This window comes from Gluconobacter kanchanaburiensis NBRC 103587 (genome assembly GCF_007988905.1).
Taxonomy (GTDB): Bacteria; Pseudomonadota; Alphaproteobacteria; order Acetobacterales; family Acetobacteraceae; genus Gluconobacter; species Gluconobacter kanchanaburiensis.
This window is the reverse complement of sequence record NZ_BJVA01000006.1, coordinates 50,393-66,534: the sequence shown is the minus strand read 5'-3', so window position 1 is coordinate 66,534 and position 16,142 is coordinate 50,393. Positions and strand designations below refer to the sequence as shown.

Here is a 16,142-nt window from a genome sequence, read left to right as displayed (position 1 = left end):
TAAGCCATTCTGGCCTTTTGATAGAGGGAAAATCGGAAAGCACACGCCATCTTCGTTGATCCACCTCTCCCCGCTCCTGTCATGACGCGAATCCGTGAGCACGGTATCCGCGTGGTGGGAGACGTGCATGGTGATTTCAATGCTTTCAGACATGCAACGGCGACTGACCGCTTCATTATCCAGCTTGGAGATCTCGTCGATCACGGACCTGACAGTGCCGGGGTGATGGAGCTCATGCTCGAACTTCTGGAGCAGCAGCGAGGTCTCTTCATTCTCGGCAACCATGACCGCAAGCTCGGCCGTGCGCTGGAAGGGCGGCGCCTGAGGCGCGATCCGCCGCTTGAGGAAACCCTGCGCCAGATCTCACTGCCCGAATACGAGGGCCTGCCTGAACGGATATACGGAGCAATCGACCAGGCCCCTACCTGGCTGCGGATTGGACGATCACTATTCGTGCATGGCGGATTTCATACGGCGATGCTGTCTCTCCCGCCCATGCCGGGTCTGGGAGAGATGTCAGCACCGCTTTCCCGCGCCCTTTTTGGTGAAACCACCGGCCGCATGCAGCCGGATGGCTATCCCGAACGCCGCCTGACCTGGATCAACCGTATTCCCGAGGGAATGACGGTCTATGTCGGCCATGACCGCCGTTCTACCGACGGGCGCCCCTGGCGCCGGACGGGACGTCTGGGGGGTACAGCCGTCTTCACCGATCTTGGTGCCGGGAAAGGCGGTCACCTAGCATGGATCGACCTGAATGAACCCTGAACCCACCTCCTCCGTCCCCTGTACGCCAGACCCTGCCCATAAGGAACTCGAACGTCTGCGCGCCAGTATCGACAACATAGATGCGGCACTGGTCCACATGCTGGCGGAACGCTTCCGCTGCACACAGGAAGTTGGGAAGCTCAAGGCCCGCGCCCATCTTCCGCCCGCTGATCCGTCGCGCGAAACCCGGCAGATCGAACGCTTGCGTCAACTGGCGCAAGACGCGCATCTGGACCCCGATTTCGCCGAGAAATTTCTCGCTTTCGTCATCCGAGAAGTCATCCGCCATCATGAAGCCATCGCCGCGGACAGCCGTAACGCCCGCAACGAGTGATGTCCTCCGGCCAGCTCCTTCTTCTACGGCACGCTCAGGCAGCGACATATGGTCCCCAGGAACAGGGGGACAGAGGACGCCCCTTGACTGCTCTGGGCTTGCAGCAGGCTTCCCTGATTGGTCAGCAGATTGCCCGGCTAGATCTCCCACGGCCCTTTCAGGTCCTGTGTAGTCCGGCTCTCCGCACCCGGCAGACCACCCGGAATATTCTAACGTCCCTGTCAGACAGACCTTCGGTCATGATCGAAGACAGTCTGTATTCAGCAACGCCCGACGATCTTTACAACCTGATTCACGGTACTCCCGATACCATCAGAACATTGATGATTGTTGGACATAACCCGGCACTCGGCAATCTTATCCATGATCTGCTGGGAGCCGCCCGGACGGAGACCCGATTTTCCGCTTTGGCCAACGGCTACCCGATTGCAGCATTGACGATTTTTGACATTGCCAGGGAGTGGATGGATGCACGCCCTTCCACAATCAGGCCCGCACGGGTTTTGCTACCCTGAAACATCTCTCCGACGGCGTCTCTAGACACAAAAAACCTTTCGAAGATAGAATAGCGTACTATTCTTTCTCGTAGATCTCACTTCATAGGCCGGTTTGAAAATCATCATGTCCGAAAAACGTTCCGCAACCGTATGTCTTGACGGCGTTAGTCGTCAGTTTCCTATTCTGGAGGGGACAATCGGCCCGGATGTGGTGGATATGCGAGCCCTGTCCCAGAAAACGGGCATCTTTTCCTACGATCCCGGGCTGGGAAGTACTGCCACCTGTACAAGTGCCATCAGCTATATTGATGGTGACAAAGGTGTTCTGCTGCATCGCGGCTATCCAATAGAAGATCTGGCCGTCAATGCCAGCTTCACGGAAACGGCCTATCTGCTGCTTTACGGTGAACTGCCAACGGCGAGCCAGTACCAGACTTTCCGCACGGACATGAACACTCACCGCCTGCTGAATGAACAGATCCGCAACTTCTTCAACGGTTTTCGCCGCGATGCCCATCCGATGGCCATCCTGTGCGGTACTGTCGGCGCGCTCTCGGCCTTCTATCACGATGGCCTCGATATCTCGCAGCCGGAAGCACGCGATCTCTCTGCCCGTCGCCTGATCGCCAAAGTTCCAACCATCGCCGCCTGGGCCTACAAATATTCCATCGGCGAACCGTTCATCTATCCCGATGAGGAAATGTCGTTCTCCGAGAACTTCCTGCACATGCTGTTTGCCCGACCTGGCAACCACTACCGGGTCAATCCTGTGCTGGCCCGCGCGATGGACCGCATCCTTCTGCTCCATGCCGATCATGAGCAAAACGCCTCCACGACGACCGTCCGCCTCGTAGGCTCGACCGGTGCGAACCCCTATGCCTGTATCGCGGCTGGCATTGCCGCCCTATGGGGACCTGCGCATGGCGGCGCCAACGAGGCCGCACTCGGCATGCTGGAAACCATAGGTACCCGGGACGGTATCCCGGCCTTCCTCAACGAGGTCAAAAACCGCAATTCCGGCGTACGCCTGATGGGCTTTGGCCATCGCGTCTACAAGAATTTCGATCCGCGCGCGAAGATCCTGCAGGCGACCTGCCATGAAGTGATTGAGGAGCTGGGCCTCAAGCGGGATCCCTTGCTGGATCTGGCGATGGAGCTGGAACGTGTGGCAATGGAGGATGACTACTTCGTCAGCCGTCGCCTCTATCCGAACGTTGATTTTTATTCGGGGCTGATTCTCAAGGCTCTGGGAATTCCCAAGAGCATGTTCACCGTCCTCTTTGCGGTCGCACGCACCGCGGGATGGGTCAGTCAGTGGAAGGAAATGATCGAGGAGCCGTCGGTTCGGATCAGCCGCCCAAGACAGCTCTATACAGGCGCGGCGGAAAGAGCATTCGTTCCCATGAGTGAGAGGGGCTGAAGCCCCTCCGCAAATTCAGCAGTCGCAGCCGGGGGTCTGGCCTCTGGCCTGACGAACGACGTGATGATCAATCCACTCCGCAACCAGGCGCCGGGCTTCCGTGACTGAGGATTCGGGATGATGGATACGGTAAAGCGTCGTGCAGGCTGCGAAAGCCTGCATGTCCTGCTGTCCGACCTCCCGCAGTTCCTGATAGGCCGTCACAACAGCGCGTTCGCATTTCCGGCCGATCCGGCTGGTTTCTATGCTCACTTCTGATCCTGCCGTAAATGAGAATGAATATCGATATCTCTCCCTAGAACTCTCCGGGCTTACACGCAAGCCCGAAGATCGGCTCACCCGAAAACACTGACAGGAAATACTGGCGTTATCCCCTCGAGCTTATTCAGGAAAGGCTCCGTCATATTGCCTCTACCCTTCCTCGCGACGGCCCGGTAAACCACGATAAAACGATGTGAGCGGAGACACGCATGACCCAGTTTGCCGATGGCCCCATGGCAGGCCGCACCCAGTGGGACCGCGACGCGGCCCTCACGACAGCCCGTATCCTGCTTGAGATCAAAGCCATCAATTTCCGTCCGGAAGATCCCTACACCCTGACATCCGGCTGGAAATCGCCTGTCTATATCGATTGCCGTAAGATTATCTTTTTTCCGCGCGCACGAACCAAAATCATGGAACTCGCCGTTGAAAAGATCGGGCGTCACATCGGCTATGAAAGCATTGACGCTGTTGTGGGTGGCGAAACCGCCGGCATTCCATTTGCAGCCTGGATTGCCGACCGGATGATGACCCCGATGGCGTATGTCCGCAAAAAGCCCAAGGGCTTTGGCCGCAACGCGCAGATCGAGGGTGATGTCCCCGAGGGCATGCGCACCCTGCTGGTCGAAGATCTGACCACGGACGGCGCCTCAAAGATCCGCTTTGCCAATGCGCTGCGTGACGCCGGGGCAATCGTCAACCATACCTTCGTTGTCTTTTTCTATGGCGTGTTCCCTGGCGCCCACAAGACACTGGCGGACATGGACATTTCCCTGCATTCGCTCTGCACCTGGTGGGACGTGCTCGAAGCCTGCGCGGGAGGCGATTATTTTTCGGAAAAAGACAGCGCCGAAGTCCGCCGCTTCCTTGAAGATCCCTGTGGCTGGTCGAAAAAACATGGTGGCGTGAGCAGTGCCGAAGAAGCGCTCGCTCTCAAGGCCAAAGCGGAAGCCTGATGAAAACTGGCGCATCCGTGCCAGGCTACCGGGGTCTGGTCTTTGACTCCGGCATTGGCGGAATGGGCGTCGTGCAGGCCCTGCGCGACCTCCTGCCTGCCCTTCATATCGATTATCTCGCTGATACGGCCCTGTTCCCTTACGGGGAGCAGCCAGATGATGCGCTCACATCGCGTATCGTCAGCCTGCTGAGCGAAGCCTGCGACAGACTGAAGCCCGACGTTCTGGTCATTGCCTGCAACACGGCAAGCACGATCGCCCTTCCCGCCCTTCGTCAGAAACTCAGCATTCCTGTAGTGGGTTGCGTACCGCCGATCCGCTGGGCAGGACGCGTTTCAACAAGCCGGGTCATTGGCCTTCTGTCGACCTCCGCGACTGCGCGTCGTCCCTATATTCTTCAGCTCCACGAAGATTTTGCTTCCGACTGCCGCCTTGTGACACATGGTGCCCGTCGCCTCGCGGATCTGGCGGAACGTGCTTTTCTCGGTGAAAATATTCCCGATGCCGATATCCGCCACGAACTGGACTGTCTTTTCAGCCAGCCTTACGGAGACGAAATCGACACCGTAGGCTTGGGCTGCACCCATTACACATTCCTGATGGATGCATTCGAGCGCCTTTCGCCCGCGGCTATAACCTGGCTTGATCCTGCCCCTGCGGTGGCCAGACAGATTCGGACTGTTCTGCAAACAGCAGACTGGCCAGCCAGAACACCACATTCCGGCAGACTTCTCGTAACGAGCGCCCCCCCCGAAGCACAAAAGCTTCTAACGGCAGCGGAGCGGCTCGGCTTTGCGGAATGGGAGTTGTTTGGGAATGCTGCACTTCAGAAGATCGAACCCTGAGAGCAGTCCTTTCAGAAAAGGCGCCCTGCCTTCATCGAAGACAGGGCGCAACCCTGATCAGCGTGCGCGATCAACCGTGTACTGGACTGTCTCGATCATAAGACGTCGCAGTTCACAGTCCGGAAATATCGCAAGCGCCTCGACCGCCTGAGCCGCATAGACACGGGCACGCTCAATGGTGGTGGCGATAGCCCCAGTTTTTTCGATCAGGGCCAGGGCATGTGGCAGATCAGCTTCCGTCTGCTCTCCCTTTTCGATGACCCGTTCCCAGAAAACCCTATCTTCTGCAGACCCAGCCTCATAGGCTGCCAGAACCGGGAGCGTGATTTTTCCTTCACGCATGTCATCGCCAACCGTCTTGCCCAGAACCTGCTGATCAGCAGCATAATCCAGAGCATCGTCCACGAGCTGGAACGCCATCCCCAGATTGGTCCCAAACCGATCAAGCGCCTCCTCTTCGCTTTCCGGCCGATCAGCGACAACCGCGCCAACCCGACACGCCGCCGCAAATAGGGCAGCCGTCTTGCCGTGAATGACTTCCAGATAACGATCGACCGGTGTGGACAGATCGTTCTGCGTCACCATCTGCAGGACTTCGCCTTCCGCGATGGTCGCCGAAGCGTCGGACAGAATCGCCATGACCTTGAGTGAGCCATCCGCCGTCATCAACTGGAAGGAACGCGCGAACAGAAAGTCGCCAACCAGAACCGATGCCTTATTCCCGAAAACCGCATTGGCCGAGGCCAGTCCACGCCGCAGGCTGCTCTCATCGACGACATCATCGTGGAGCAGGGTTGCGGTATGGATAAACTCGACACAGGCCGCCAGACCGACATGACGCTGGTTTTGCGGAGTCGACTGATAGCCGCACAGGCGTGACGAGGCGAGCGTCAGCAACGGACGAAGCCGCTTGCCGCCAGCAGCGACAAGATGGGCGCCAAGCTGCGGAATGAGCGGAACCGGGCTCTCCATACGCGCGATAATCGCACGGTTGCAGGCCTGCATGTCCTGTTCCAGATAGGCGGACAGAGCAGAAAGGGCGCTCTCGCCCCCGGCATCTCCGACCACAGCTTTGTCAACGGTCGCGGAAACGTCCGATGCGGCAGAATCCAAGGGTCATTACTCCAGTTCCCGCAGCGGATCCGGACACTGGCCCAGATCCACACGGGCACGATATGATGTGGCGAGGTGCCGTTCTTTTCTGCCCGTGATGGGAAGATCGAACGGACGATGTAACGCCGGACGACAGGTTGGAATGACCATATGAGCGGCAGCAGGAAGACGGTCAACCCATTGCAGGCCCCAGCCCCCTTCTCCAACACCCTCCCTTGCATCCCGCCCCCCCGGACGGAAGAGGGATTTCTGCTTGGTGGACGGGTTCGGTACGACCAGTTCAGCGACGGATACCGCACCGGGCTTGAACCCGTGCTGATGGCAGCCTCCATTCCCGCCAGAGCGGGGGAGACGGTTCTGGAAGCGGGATGCGGTGCCGGCGCCGGACTGCTGTGCCTCTGTGCCCGCATTCCCGGTGTTCGTGGAGTCGGACTGGAAGCCGATCCTGCAACCGCGGAACTTGCCCGTCAGAATATCCGGAACAATCCCATCTCCACAGATAGACCCGCCCTCCAGATCGTACAGGGTGAGCTTCCCCACATCCCGAAATCGTTGCGAGGGCTTACCCCGACGGTCAACGGGCGCTTTCATCATGTGATGGCCAACCCCCCATGGCACAGCCCGCACGGCACACCTTCGCCTGACCTCAGGAGGCGCCTCGCCCTCAGCGCAGAAAGCGGTCTTCCAGAAGACTGGATCCGCGTTTTGACGAAATGGGTGCTCCCAGGTGGATCACTCACATTCGTTTTGTCCACAGCAAGCATAGAGGGGGCCTGTCAGACCCTGAAAGAGAACGGATGCGGCTCGATCCAGCTCTATCCCTTCTGGCCCCGACCGGGACGCGAAGCTAAGCTTGTGCTTGTTCGCGCCATACACGGCGGCCGAGGGGTCTTCCGGCTACGATCCGGCCTGATTCTGCACGAGACAGATGGCCGTTTCACACCGGCAGCCGAACGCGTTCTTCGTAATGGAGAGGCCCTCCCTGAAAGCCAGACCTCTCCAAACGGGTTTTAGCTGAAAACATTTCCCTCAAATGCTTCTTCCCAAGTACCAGAGGTGGAGGCACGGGAATATTCAGTTGAACGGTTTTCGAAGAAATTGGCATGCTCGACGGCATTCAGCATGTCGTCGATCCACGGCAGAGGATTGCTCTCCTGCCCATAAACCGGATCAAGACCCAGCTGCGTCAGGCGGCGATCAGCAATGAAGCGGATGTACTTCTTCACGTCCTCGGAGGACATGCCTTCGACCGGCCCCATCTCGAAACACAGATCAATAAACGCATCTTCATGCTCAACCGTGGTGCGGCAGATCTGCGTCAGTTCCTCACGGAAATCCGGCGTCCAGATTTCGCTGTTTTCGCGGACGAAGGTACGGAACAGGCGGATCATGGACAGGCAGTGCAGCGTCTCGTCACGCACCGACCAGGACACGATCTGCCCCATGCCCTTGAGCTTGTTGAAGCGCGGGAAGTTCAGCAGGATCGCGAAGGACGCAAAAAGCTGAAGCCCTTCCATGAACGCCCCGAAGGCCGCCATGGTCTTGGCGATTTCACGCTTGTTGTCGATGTTAAACGACTGCATGAAATCGTATTTGTCCTTCATCTCCTTGTATTTCAGGAAAGCCGAATACTCGGTCTCGGGCATTCCGATGGTGTCAAGGAGATGAGAATACGCGGCGATGTGAATCGTCTCGATATTCGAGAACGCGGACAGCATCATCAGCACTTCGGTCGGTTTAAAGACCTGACTGTAATACTTCATGTACGCGGAGTTCACCTCCACGTCCGACTGCGTGAAGAAGCGGAAGATCTGCGTCACGAGATGACGCTCGGCTTCCGTCAGCGTCCGGTGCCAGTCCTTCACATCATCCGCCAGCGGCACTTCCTCAGGCAGCCAGTGAACGCGCTGCTGGGTCAGCCAGGCATCATAGGCCCAAGGATAGCGGAACGGCTTGTAGACCGGATTGGCGGTCATCAGGTCGAAATGCTGTTCGTCCGGCGTGCCGGAGATCGGGGTGGTGTCGCTCATGATCGCGTCCTTTCAAATCCCGCCATTACTGGCAGGACAGGCACTCTTCGTAATCGCCGCTGCTCATTTCGCCGCGCGGGGCGGCCTGAGCCGTGGCTTCGTATTTTTCGTCTTCCAGAATGTCGCTCTTTACCGCCAGCGTGGACACCGCATCAGCGCGCTGCACGGACAGGGAGCGGCAGTAATAGAGAGACTTCAGGCCCTTCTTCCAGGCCTGAAAATGGATCTGATGCAGGTCACGCTTGTGCACGTCAGCGGGCAGGAACAGATTGACCGACTGCGCCTGACAGATGAACGGTGCACGGTCTGCGGCATGTTCCACGACCCAGCGCTGATCAAGCTCGAACGCCGTCTTGAACACGTCCTTCTCGTCCTGTGTCAGGAACTCGAGGTTCTGCACCGAGCCCTTGTTCAGCGTAATCGCCGACCAGACTTCGTCCGTGTCCTGCCCGCGCTCTTCCAGAATTTTCTTCAGGTGGCGATTGCGCACCGAGAACGAGCCCGAAAGCGTTTTCTGCAGGAATACATTGGCGCTAATCGGCTCAATGCCCGGGCTGGCATTGCCCGTGATGATGGAAATCGAGGCCGTCGGCGCAATGGCAAGCTTGTGCGAAAAGCGCTCCATAAAGCCGTATTCGGCGGCATCTGGGCACGGCCCGCGCACTTCTGCCAGATGCTTCGATGCAGCATCGGCCTGCTTGCGGATATGTTCAAAAATCTTCCGGTTCCAGACCTTCGCCATCACGGACTCGAACGGGATCATCCGGGCCTGCAGAAAGGAATGGAACCCCATCACGCCCAGACCGACCGAACGCTCGCGGGCAGCCGCGTATTTGGCGCGCGCCATGTCGTCCGGTGCGCGGTCGATGAAGTCCTGCAGCACATTGTCGAGGAACAGCATGACGTCCTCGATGAACTGCGGGTCATCCTTCCACTCGTCCCAGGTCTCAAGATTGAGCGAGGACAGGCAGCACACGGCTGTCCGGTTCTTGCCATGATGGTCAATACCGGTCGGCAGCGTAATCTCGGCGCAGAGATTGGAGGTCTTCACTTCCAGCCCAGCCAGCTTGTGATGCTCCGGACGGGCGCGGTTCACATGATCGGAATAGATGATGTAGGGCTCGCCCTGCTCCATCCGCGCCGTCAGGATCCGAATCCACAGACCCCGCGCCGATACCTTGCGGATCGTGCTGTGATCCTTCGGAGAGAGCAGCGCCCATTCTTCGTCCGCCTCGACCGCACGCATGAACGCATCCGTCACGAGCACACCGTGATGGAGGTTCAGCGCCTTGCGGTTCGGATCACCGCCCGTCGGACGGCGCATCTCGACGAATTCTTCCACTTCCGGATGCCAGACCGGCAGATACACGGCTGCCGAGCCTCGACGGAGCGAGCCCTGCGAAATCGCAAGCGTCAGGCTGTCCATAACGCGGATAAAGGGAATGACACCGGACGTCTTGCCGTTACGACCAATATTCTCGCCGATGGAGCGCAGATTGCCCCAGTACGACCCGATGCCGCCGCCCTTGGACGCCAGCCAGACATTCTCGTTCCACAGCCCCACGATTCCCGAAAGGCTGTCTTCAGCCTCGTTCAGGAAGCAGGAAATTGGAAGACCGCGCTCAGTGCCTCCATTGGACAGAACAGGCGTGGCCGGCATGAACCAGTGGCGGGAAATGTAGTCGTAGATCCGCTGCGCATGGCCCGCATCGGCGCCGTAATAGGAGGCTACACGCGCAAAAAGCGACTGATAGTCCTCGCCCGGAAGCAGATAGCGGTTGTTCAGCGTGGCCTTGCCGAAATCCGTCAGCAGGGAATCGCGCGAACGATCCACACGTACGGCGTGATGCCCTGGAAGTTGCACGACATCGTCAAACATGTCCGCAGAATCGGCATCTCCCGGAAGCGGAGCCTCACCAATGGGGTGATCAATCGGAGGGCGCACGTCATGGGCGCGATCGGCCTCGTCGGACACATCCATCGTCACGTCATGAAGGGTCATTCGCTGTCTCCGCCGGGCATCTATTTCTGAAGTCTTGAGCACTCATTTCCATCACTCCGAACCCGACCGCAAGCACGAAGTTCGCTTGCAAATTTCGATGAGCTGTGAATTTGCACTTTCCCATATCTAGGGAAGGAATTCGTTAATGCCCCTAGATATAGTGCCGATCGCGGAAAACCGCCCCTATCAGGCTGTTATCCCAAGAGTTTTCCCCGGACGCCTTTTTCCACTGTGGGATGCCGGTCACAGGATTGGGAAATTTCGTGAACACCGATGCCGGCAACATTCCCCGACACATCGCGTTTGAACGGATGAATCGACAACATGGAAGAGCCCATCATGACGATCAACAAGACAGCTTCGGCACACTGGAGCGGCGGTCTCAAGGACGGCAAAGGCACGATTTCGACCCAGAGCAACGCCCTGCACGATCAGCCTTACGGCTTCAACACCCGTTTTGAAGACAAGCCTGGTACCAACCCGGAAGAGCTTCTGGGCGCGGCCCATGCCGGGTGTTTCACGATGGCGCTCTCCATGATGCTCGAACAGGCGGGCTTCAAAGCCGAATCCCTCGACACGAAGGCAACCGTATCGCTGGACAAGTCCGGCGAAGGCTTTGCCATCACCCAGTCTCACCTGACCCTGCGCGGCAGGGTGCCGGGAGCCTCAGAGTTGCAGTTTCTGGAAATCGCCAACAAAGCGAAAGAAGGCTGCCCGCTCTCTCAGGTCATCAAGGCCAAAATCACGCTCGACGCCACGTTCGAAGGCTGAGCAGCCGGCCTGGGGTCTAACGGCCCCAGCCACACTGCGCATGGTCGCGCAATAGATGATCGGCCAGCACACAGGCCATCATCGCCTCTGCTACGGGAACGGCGCGGATCCCAATACAGGGATCATGCCGCCCCTTCGTCATCACGTCGACAGACTGACCATCACGCGTGATGCTCGGGACAGGCGTGAGGATCGAGCTAGTCGGCTTGATCGCGAAACGCGCCACAATGGGCTGTCCTGTTGAGATGCCGCCCAGAATGCCGCCGGCATGGTTGGAGGCGAACTGCGGGCCCGGTGCGATCGGATCGGCGTTTTGTTCACCACGCAAAGCAGCTACGGCGAAACCATCCCCGATCTCGACCCCCTTGACGCCATTGATACCCATCATGGCTCCGGCCAGATCGGCATCCAGCTTGCCATAGACGGGCGCACCGAGTCCGGCGGGCAGACCTTCCGCAACGACCTCGACAGTCGCCCCAATCGACGACCCATTCTTGCGAACGGAGTCGAGCAGATCCTCCCAGGTACCCACGGAGCCCGCATCGGGACACCAGAGCGGATTGCGCTCGACCTCGTCCCAATCCCAGCGGGACGGATCGATAGTCTGACCGCCAATGCCCGTCAGGGCGGCGCGAATCTTTACCCCCTCACCTACGAGCATTTTCAGCAGCACACGCGCCACGGCCCCTGCTGCAACGCGCATGGCCGTCTCGCGCGCCGAAGAGCGCCCGCCCCCGCGATAATCGCGGATGCCGTATTTCATGTCATAGGCAATGTCGGCATGGCCGGGGCGATACCGTGTTGCGATATCACCGTAATCCTTCGACCGCTGATCGGTATTCTCGATCATCAGCGAAATGGGGGTGCCGGTCGTCTGACCTTCAAACACGCCCGACAAAATGCGGACCTGATCCGCCTCCCGGCGCTGCGTGGTAAAGCGGGACTGCCCCGGCCGACGACGGTCGAGCCAGGGCTGGATGTCCTGCTCGGACAGCTTCAGGCGAGGTGGACAGCCATCGATGACACAGCCGATCGCCGGCCCGTGACTTTCACCCCAGGTAGTGACGCGAAAAAGCTTCCCGAAGCTGTTGTCCGACATGTCAGGTCCCGGAGCCGACCGCTGCGATGTCCGGAGCGTCCGGGTTCTTCATGCCGACCGTGTGGTAGCCACAATCCACATGATGGATCTCGCCCGTCACGCCGCTGGACAGGTCGGAGAGCAGATACATGCCCGAACCGCCAACATCCTTGAGCGTCACATTGCGCTCCATCGGAGCATTGAGCTGGTTCCAGCGCAGGATATAGCGGAAATCGCTGATTCCGTTGGCAGCCAGCGTCATGATCGGCCCTGCGGATATCCCGTTCACGCGGATATCGTCGCGACCCAGATCGGCAGCCATGTAGCGCACGGATGCTTCCAGAGCTGCCTTGGCCACGCCCATTACATTATAGTGCGGCATGACGCGCTCGGCGCCAAGATAGGTCATGCTCAGGAATGACCCGCCCGGATTCATCATCGCAGATGCACGACGAGCAACGCTCACAAAGGAATAGCAGGAGATGTCCATGGCCTGCAGGAAGGCATCGCGCGGCGTATCGATATAGCGGCCGCGAAGATACTGCTTGTCCGCAAAAGCGATGGCGTGGAGCACGAAGTCAATCTTACCCCAGACCTTCTCGATCTCGTCGAACGTGCTGTTGATGGCGTCGTCATCGCTAACATCACAGGAGATGACGAGTTCGGACCCGACACTCTCAGCCAGCGGACGGACGCGCTTGCCCAGCGCTTCGCCCTGATAGGTGAAAGCAAGCTCCGCGCCCTGTGCAGCACAGGCACTGGCAATGGCCCAGGCAATAGAGTGCTTGTTGGCAACACCCATGATCACACCGCGCTTGCCCTTCATGAGGGTTCCGGTCACGGGTGCCGGGATGTTGTCTTCCGTTTCAGACATGGTGATTTCCTGAATCGCGTTGGCGTATTGAAGGCCGTGGTTGCACAAGCGCCCGCTACAGACAAGAGTTTGAGATCACGGCACCGTTTTTTGACCTCTATACGGGCATTAAGGCATCACTCAGGCGATGGAGACATTCTCCCTTATGTGTTCCCGATCCGATCACCTCAACGATACTCCATTCGATTTTTCCGAACGCCATTCCATATTCATCAACGCCCCGTCCGACGTCATCCTGAACTGCGTCCGGCATTACCGTCTGGGTGACGACACGCTCTTTCGCCCTGCTCTTTACCTACGCTCACTGCCTGCCCGCTTAATGCGGAGACCGCTCCCCGCGCTGGATCTAGATGATTTCACGCTTCTGTTAGCGGACCATCAGAGGCTGGTGTACGGCCTGAAGGGGGCATTCTGGGAGACGGATTACGGTCTGCTCCGTTTTAATACACCCACGGAATTTCTTGGGGACAGGGATGCGTCCGTTGCAACCCTGATTTTGTCCTTCAGAATCAGTTCAGTCACGGAGAGCCGGACATATCTTGTCACCAGAACGGATATCCTATGTCCCACGCGCCGCATCCGGCGTCTCTTTCTGCCTTACTGGCTTCTGATCCGCCCTGTCAGCGGACTTCTGCGACGTCGGATGCTGTCCCAGATCAAGGCACGCAGCGAACAGAGCGTGTAGGAATGGCAGCAGTCTGGACTGACCCGATAGCTGGAACATGCCAGCCGCGTTATGATCCTGTCAGAAGTAGGAGAACCCGCCCTGCGCCTGCCCCTACCGATGCTGTCCTGTTCCGAGGAGATACCGATGTCCGACACACCTTTGATTGACCTGAAGGCCGATCCATTTACACTGTTTGATGCTTGGATGTCGGACGCGGAAGCTTCTGAGCCGAATGATCCCAACGCCATGGCAGTTGCAACCGCCACACCTGACGGACGCCCCTCGGTTCGCATGCTTCTTCTCAAGGGCGTGGATAAACGTGGCTTCGTTTTCTATACCAATCTGGAAAGCCGCAAAGGTAGCGAACTGCTGGCCAATCCGCATGCTGCCCTGCTGTTTCACTGGAAATCGCTTCGCCGTCAGGTCAGGATCGAAGGCCCGGTCGAAGCCGTAACCGCCGCTGAAGCCGATGCTTATTTCGCCAGTCGTTCGCGCATGTCCCGTCTCGGTGCCATCGCATCGGACCAGTCACGTCCTCTGAGCGACCGCAGCGTTTTCGAAGAGCGACTGAAAACAACAGACGAAAAATACACTACCGGGCCGATCCCGCGTCCGGCCAACTGGTCCGGTTTCCGTGTCCTCCCGGAGACCATCGAGTTCTGGCAGGACCGGCCCTACCGTCTGCACGACCGCGCCGTCTGGACACGTGATGAAAACGAATGGAACGTCACGCGGCTTTATCCGTAAATACATCAGAACGACGTTAAAGTCATTTTGGTAGTCACAATGCCAGGGGAGCCTTCACCAATGCTTATAGACATCAAGAACATCCTTCTCCCCCTCAACGGATCCGGCGATCTCAACGCCGTCATGCAGGTCGCGCTCGATTTTGCTCGCCGCTTCGATGCCCACCTCTCGGCTGTCGTGGTCGGATCAGATCCCTCAGAAGTCGCAACGCTCGCTGGCGAAGGCATTTCTGCCGGGATGGTCAATGAAATGATCGATACGGCCATGACGGAAGCGCAGCGTCGTACGATCGCGATCCGCAAGACATTCGACACTTTCGTTCAGGAACATGGTATCCGCCGCGTTGAACCCTCCAGGATTGGGTCGTCTGCGGGTGAGGGTATCAGTGCCAGTCTGGATGTCCTCAACGGTACGGAGCATGACTCCCTGACATGGCGTTCGCGTCTGGCAGATATGACGCTGGTCCCGAATTTGGCCAAAGATAGTGACCCGCGTGGGTCCGAAACGCTCCACGCCATCCTGTTTGACAGCGGACGTCCACTCGTCATCGCGCCGCCCACGCCGCCGAAGTCGGTGGGGCGACGTATTGCCATTGCATGGAACGGCACACCGGAAGCATCTCTTGCCCTGCGGTGTATTCTTCCCTGGGCACACAAGGCCGAAGCCGTTCAGGTCCTGACCTGTCAGGACTACCAGCGTCGTGGACCGGGCGCAGATGAAGTCGTGACCTATCTGCGGATGCACGGGATTTCCGCCACATCCCGCGAGTTCGAGGCGGTCAACCGCGACATTGGTGCCGGTCTGCTGAAAGCCGCGACCGAGTTTGAAGCCGACATGCTCGGCATGGGCGCATACTCCCATTCCCGGCTGCGTCAGATGATTCTGGGCGGAGTCACCCGCCACATTCTGGAACAGGCCCAGCTTACGGTTCTCATGAGCCGCTAACCCCCTGTCGCTCCGTCTCCATTCTGCCCCCTGAAGGAACTGACATGACCATCTCCCGCTTCACATGTGTGACCTGCCTGTCTCTCGGCCTGACCCTCGCCCTGACAGGAATCGCCATACTTCCCGCGTGTGCGATGGACGTCTCTTCTCGGCCGCAGACAAGCGGTTTAACCCTTCAGGAACCTCAGGCTCGCCTGAAACTGCGCCTTGTTCCCGGCAGCACGCTTGCGACCGGCTATCACAGCGCTTTCTATTTTCAGGACACGACGACAGGGGCCGTCACCCTGCAAACGGATGGTCTTCAGCCTTCTATTCGCGGACAGACGGCTCCTGCAACGGTCCTTCGTGAAGGACACGCCTGGTACGCCCAGCAGACGCCCGCGATCATGAACGCCAGCCTTCGTATCGACACATGGCCTGCCGATCAGCGTGTCATCATCGGACGGATCCAGAGTGCGAACGGGCCAGTTGTGGAGCTGGTAGCGGATGGAAAACGCTCGCAGGTTATTGCACTCGTGCATGACGGGAGCCGTACCCGTCACATCACGGCAGGTACGATCTTTCCAGACCGTCGCATCAGCTACGAAATTTCGTCGAACCCCAGCGGGGCCCTTCAGACCGTTGTCAACGGCACAAGAAGCATACTGCCGATGCCCCCGGCCGCAACTACACCGGCTATGTGGTTTGAGGCCGTTTCCGGACAGACGGGATGGCATATGCCATGCCATCACGATATCGCGCGCGTGACGTTTACCGCTCTCGACATCCAGCATCCGGTGCAATGACGTCTTTCTTGCCGGAAAGAGGTCTCCCCGCTCTTTGGTCCAGAGACCT

General features: G+C 58.6%; 19 protein-coding genes. 12 read left to right on the top strand and 7 right to left on the bottom strand.

Going from position 1 to position 16,142, the window contains the following annotated elements:
• Positions 1-81: 81 nt before the first annotated feature.
• The 4 genes from GKA01_RS06585 (at position 82) to GKA01_RS06570 (ending at position 3,019) form a co-directional block, all read left to right on the top strand.
• Positions 82-768 (top strand): metallophosphoesterase, encoded by a 687-nt coding sequence (locus GKA01_RS06585; protein WP_146860423.1) that lies wholly within the window; start codon positions 82-84, stop codon positions 766-768.
• Positions 758-1,102 carry a chorismate mutase gene (locus GKA01_RS06580; protein WP_146860421.1) on the top strand — a complete coding sequence of 115 codons (345 nt, stop codon included), beginning with the start codon at positions 758-760 and terminating at the stop codon, positions 1,100-1,102. Before GKA01_RS06585 ends, GKA01_RS06580 begins: the two co-directional genes overlap by 11 nt.
• On the top strand, positions 1,102-1,617 hold the full coding sequence (locus tag GKA01_RS06575; protein ID WP_146860418.1) for a SixA phosphatase family protein: 516 nt from the start codon (positions 1,102-1,104) through the stop codon (positions 1,615-1,617). Before GKA01_RS06580 ends, GKA01_RS06575 begins: the two co-directional genes overlap by 1 nt.
• A 106-nt stretch (positions 1,618-1,723) precedes the next feature.
• Entirely contained in the window at positions 1,724-3,019 is a 1,296-nt protein-coding gene (locus GKA01_RS06570; protein ID WP_146860415.1) for a citrate synthase, read from the top strand.
• A 15-nt stretch (positions 3,020-3,034) separates the two neighbouring features.
• On the opposite strand, the gene GKA01_RS06565 is transcribed toward GKA01_RS06570, so the two are convergent.
• Positions 3,035-3,271: a hypothetical protein gene (locus GKA01_RS06565; RefSeq protein ID WP_146860412.1), complete on the bottom strand. Its 237-nt coding sequence runs from the start codon at positions 3,269-3,271 to the stop codon at positions 3,035-3,037.
• A 218-nt stretch (positions 3,272-3,489) separates the two neighbouring features.
• On the opposite strand from GKA01_RS06565, the gene GKA01_RS06560 reads away from it, so the two are divergent.
• Together GKA01_RS06560 and murI are read left to right on the top strand one after the other, a co-directional pair.
• On the top strand, positions 3,490-4,236 hold the full coding sequence (locus GKA01_RS06560; protein ID WP_146860409.1) for an orotate phosphoribosyltransferase: 747 nt from the start codon (positions 3,490-3,492) through the stop codon (positions 4,234-4,236).
• A complete protein-coding gene (murI, locus tag GKA01_RS06555) occupies positions 4,236-5,081 on the top strand; it encodes a glutamate racemase (protein ID WP_146860407.1) in 846 nt (281 codons plus the stop codon). The genes GKA01_RS06560 and murI overlap by 1 nt, the downstream gene beginning before the upstream one ends.
• 57 nt (positions 5,082-5,138) lie before the next feature.
• Here the strand turns inward: murI and GKA01_RS06550 are convergent, their stop codons facing one another.
• Both GKA01_RS06550 and GKA01_RS14045 read right to left on the bottom strand, forming a co-directional pair.
• Positions 5,139-6,194 carry a polyprenyl synthetase family protein gene (locus tag GKA01_RS06550; RefSeq protein ID WP_146860404.1) on the bottom strand — a complete coding sequence of 352 codons (1,056 nt, stop codon included), beginning with the start codon at positions 6,192-6,194 and terminating at the stop codon, positions 5,139-5,141.
• A gap of 6 nt (positions 6,195-6,200) precedes the next feature.
• On the bottom strand, positions 6,201-6,788 hold the full coding sequence (locus tag GKA01_RS14045; protein ID WP_307724939.1) for a hypothetical protein: 588 nt from the start codon (positions 6,786-6,788) through the stop codon (positions 6,201-6,203).
• 3 nt (positions 6,789-6,791) lie between these two features.
• Between GKA01_RS14045 and GKA01_RS14040 the strand changes: the two genes are divergently transcribed.
• Positions 6,792-7,208, top strand: a complete 417-nt coding sequence (locus GKA01_RS14040) for a hypothetical protein (RefSeq protein WP_307724938.1) — start codon at positions 6,792-6,794, stop codon at positions 7,206-7,208.
• On the opposite strand, the gene GKA01_RS06540 is transcribed toward GKA01_RS14040, so the two are convergent.
• Both GKA01_RS06540 and GKA01_RS06535 read right to left on the bottom strand, forming a co-directional pair.
• Positions 7,205-8,224: a ribonucleotide-diphosphate reductase subunit beta gene (locus tag GKA01_RS06540; RefSeq protein WP_146860401.1), complete on the bottom strand. Its 1,020-nt coding sequence runs from the start codon at positions 8,222-8,224 to the stop codon at positions 7,205-7,207. The genes GKA01_RS14040 and GKA01_RS06540 overlap by 4 nt on opposite strands.
• A 25-nt stretch (positions 8,225-8,249) precedes the next feature.
• Positions 8,250-10,103 (bottom strand): ribonucleoside-diphosphate reductase subunit alpha, encoded by a 1,854-nt coding sequence (locus GKA01_RS06535; RefSeq protein ID WP_371859263.1) that lies wholly within the window; start codon positions 10,101-10,103, stop codon positions 8,250-8,252.
• A 462-nt stretch (positions 10,104-10,565) separates the two neighbouring features.
• On the opposite strand from GKA01_RS06535, the gene GKA01_RS06530 reads away from it, so the two are divergent.
• Positions 10,566-10,997 carry an OsmC family protein gene (locus GKA01_RS06530; RefSeq protein ID WP_146860712.1) on the top strand — a complete coding sequence of 144 codons (432 nt, stop codon included), beginning with the start codon at positions 10,566-10,568 and terminating at the stop codon, positions 10,995-10,997.
• Between the two features lie 16 nt (positions 10,998-11,013).
• Here GKA01_RS06530 and aroC read toward each other — a convergent pair whose 3' ends face one another.
• Both aroC and fabI read right to left on the bottom strand, forming a co-directional pair.
• Positions 11,014-12,096 (bottom strand): chorismate synthase, encoded by a 1,083-nt coding sequence (gene aroC / locus GKA01_RS06525; protein ID WP_146860395.1) that lies wholly within the window; start codon positions 12,094-12,096, stop codon positions 11,014-11,016.
• 1 nt (position 12,097) lies between these two features.
• Positions 12,098-12,949, bottom strand: coding sequence for an enoyl-ACP reductase FabI (fabI, locus tag GKA01_RS06520; protein ID WP_146860392.1), 852 nt, complete (start codon positions 12,947-12,949; stop codon positions 12,098-12,100).
• 145 nt (positions 12,950-13,094) lie between these two features.
• Here fabI and GKA01_RS06515 point away from each other — a divergent pair, with 145 nt between their 5' ends.
• The 4 genes from GKA01_RS06515 (at position 13,095) to GKA01_RS06500 (ending at position 16,093) form a co-directional block, all read left to right on the top strand.
• A complete protein-coding gene (locus GKA01_RS06515; protein ID WP_146860389.1) occupies positions 13,095-13,634 on the top strand; it encodes a hypothetical protein in 540 nt (179 codons plus the stop codon).
• A gap of 126 nt (positions 13,635-13,760) precedes the next feature.
• Positions 13,761-14,363 carry a pyridoxamine 5'-phosphate oxidase gene (gene pdxH / locus GKA01_RS06510; RefSeq protein ID WP_194265765.1) on the top strand — a complete coding sequence of 201 codons (603 nt, stop codon included), beginning with the start codon at positions 13,761-13,763 and terminating at the stop codon, positions 14,361-14,363.
• 60 nt (positions 14,364-14,423) lie between these two features.
• Positions 14,424-15,308, top strand: a complete 885-nt coding sequence (locus tag GKA01_RS06505; protein ID WP_146860383.1) for a universal stress protein — start codon at positions 14,424-14,426, stop codon at positions 15,306-15,308.
• Between the two features lie 44 nt (positions 15,309-15,352).
• Complete coding sequence (locus GKA01_RS06500; protein WP_146860380.1) at positions 15,353-16,093, top strand: polysaccharide lyase family 7 protein; 741 nt, start codon at positions 15,353-15,355, stop codon at positions 16,091-16,093.
• Positions 16,094-16,142: the final 49 nt, after the last annotated feature.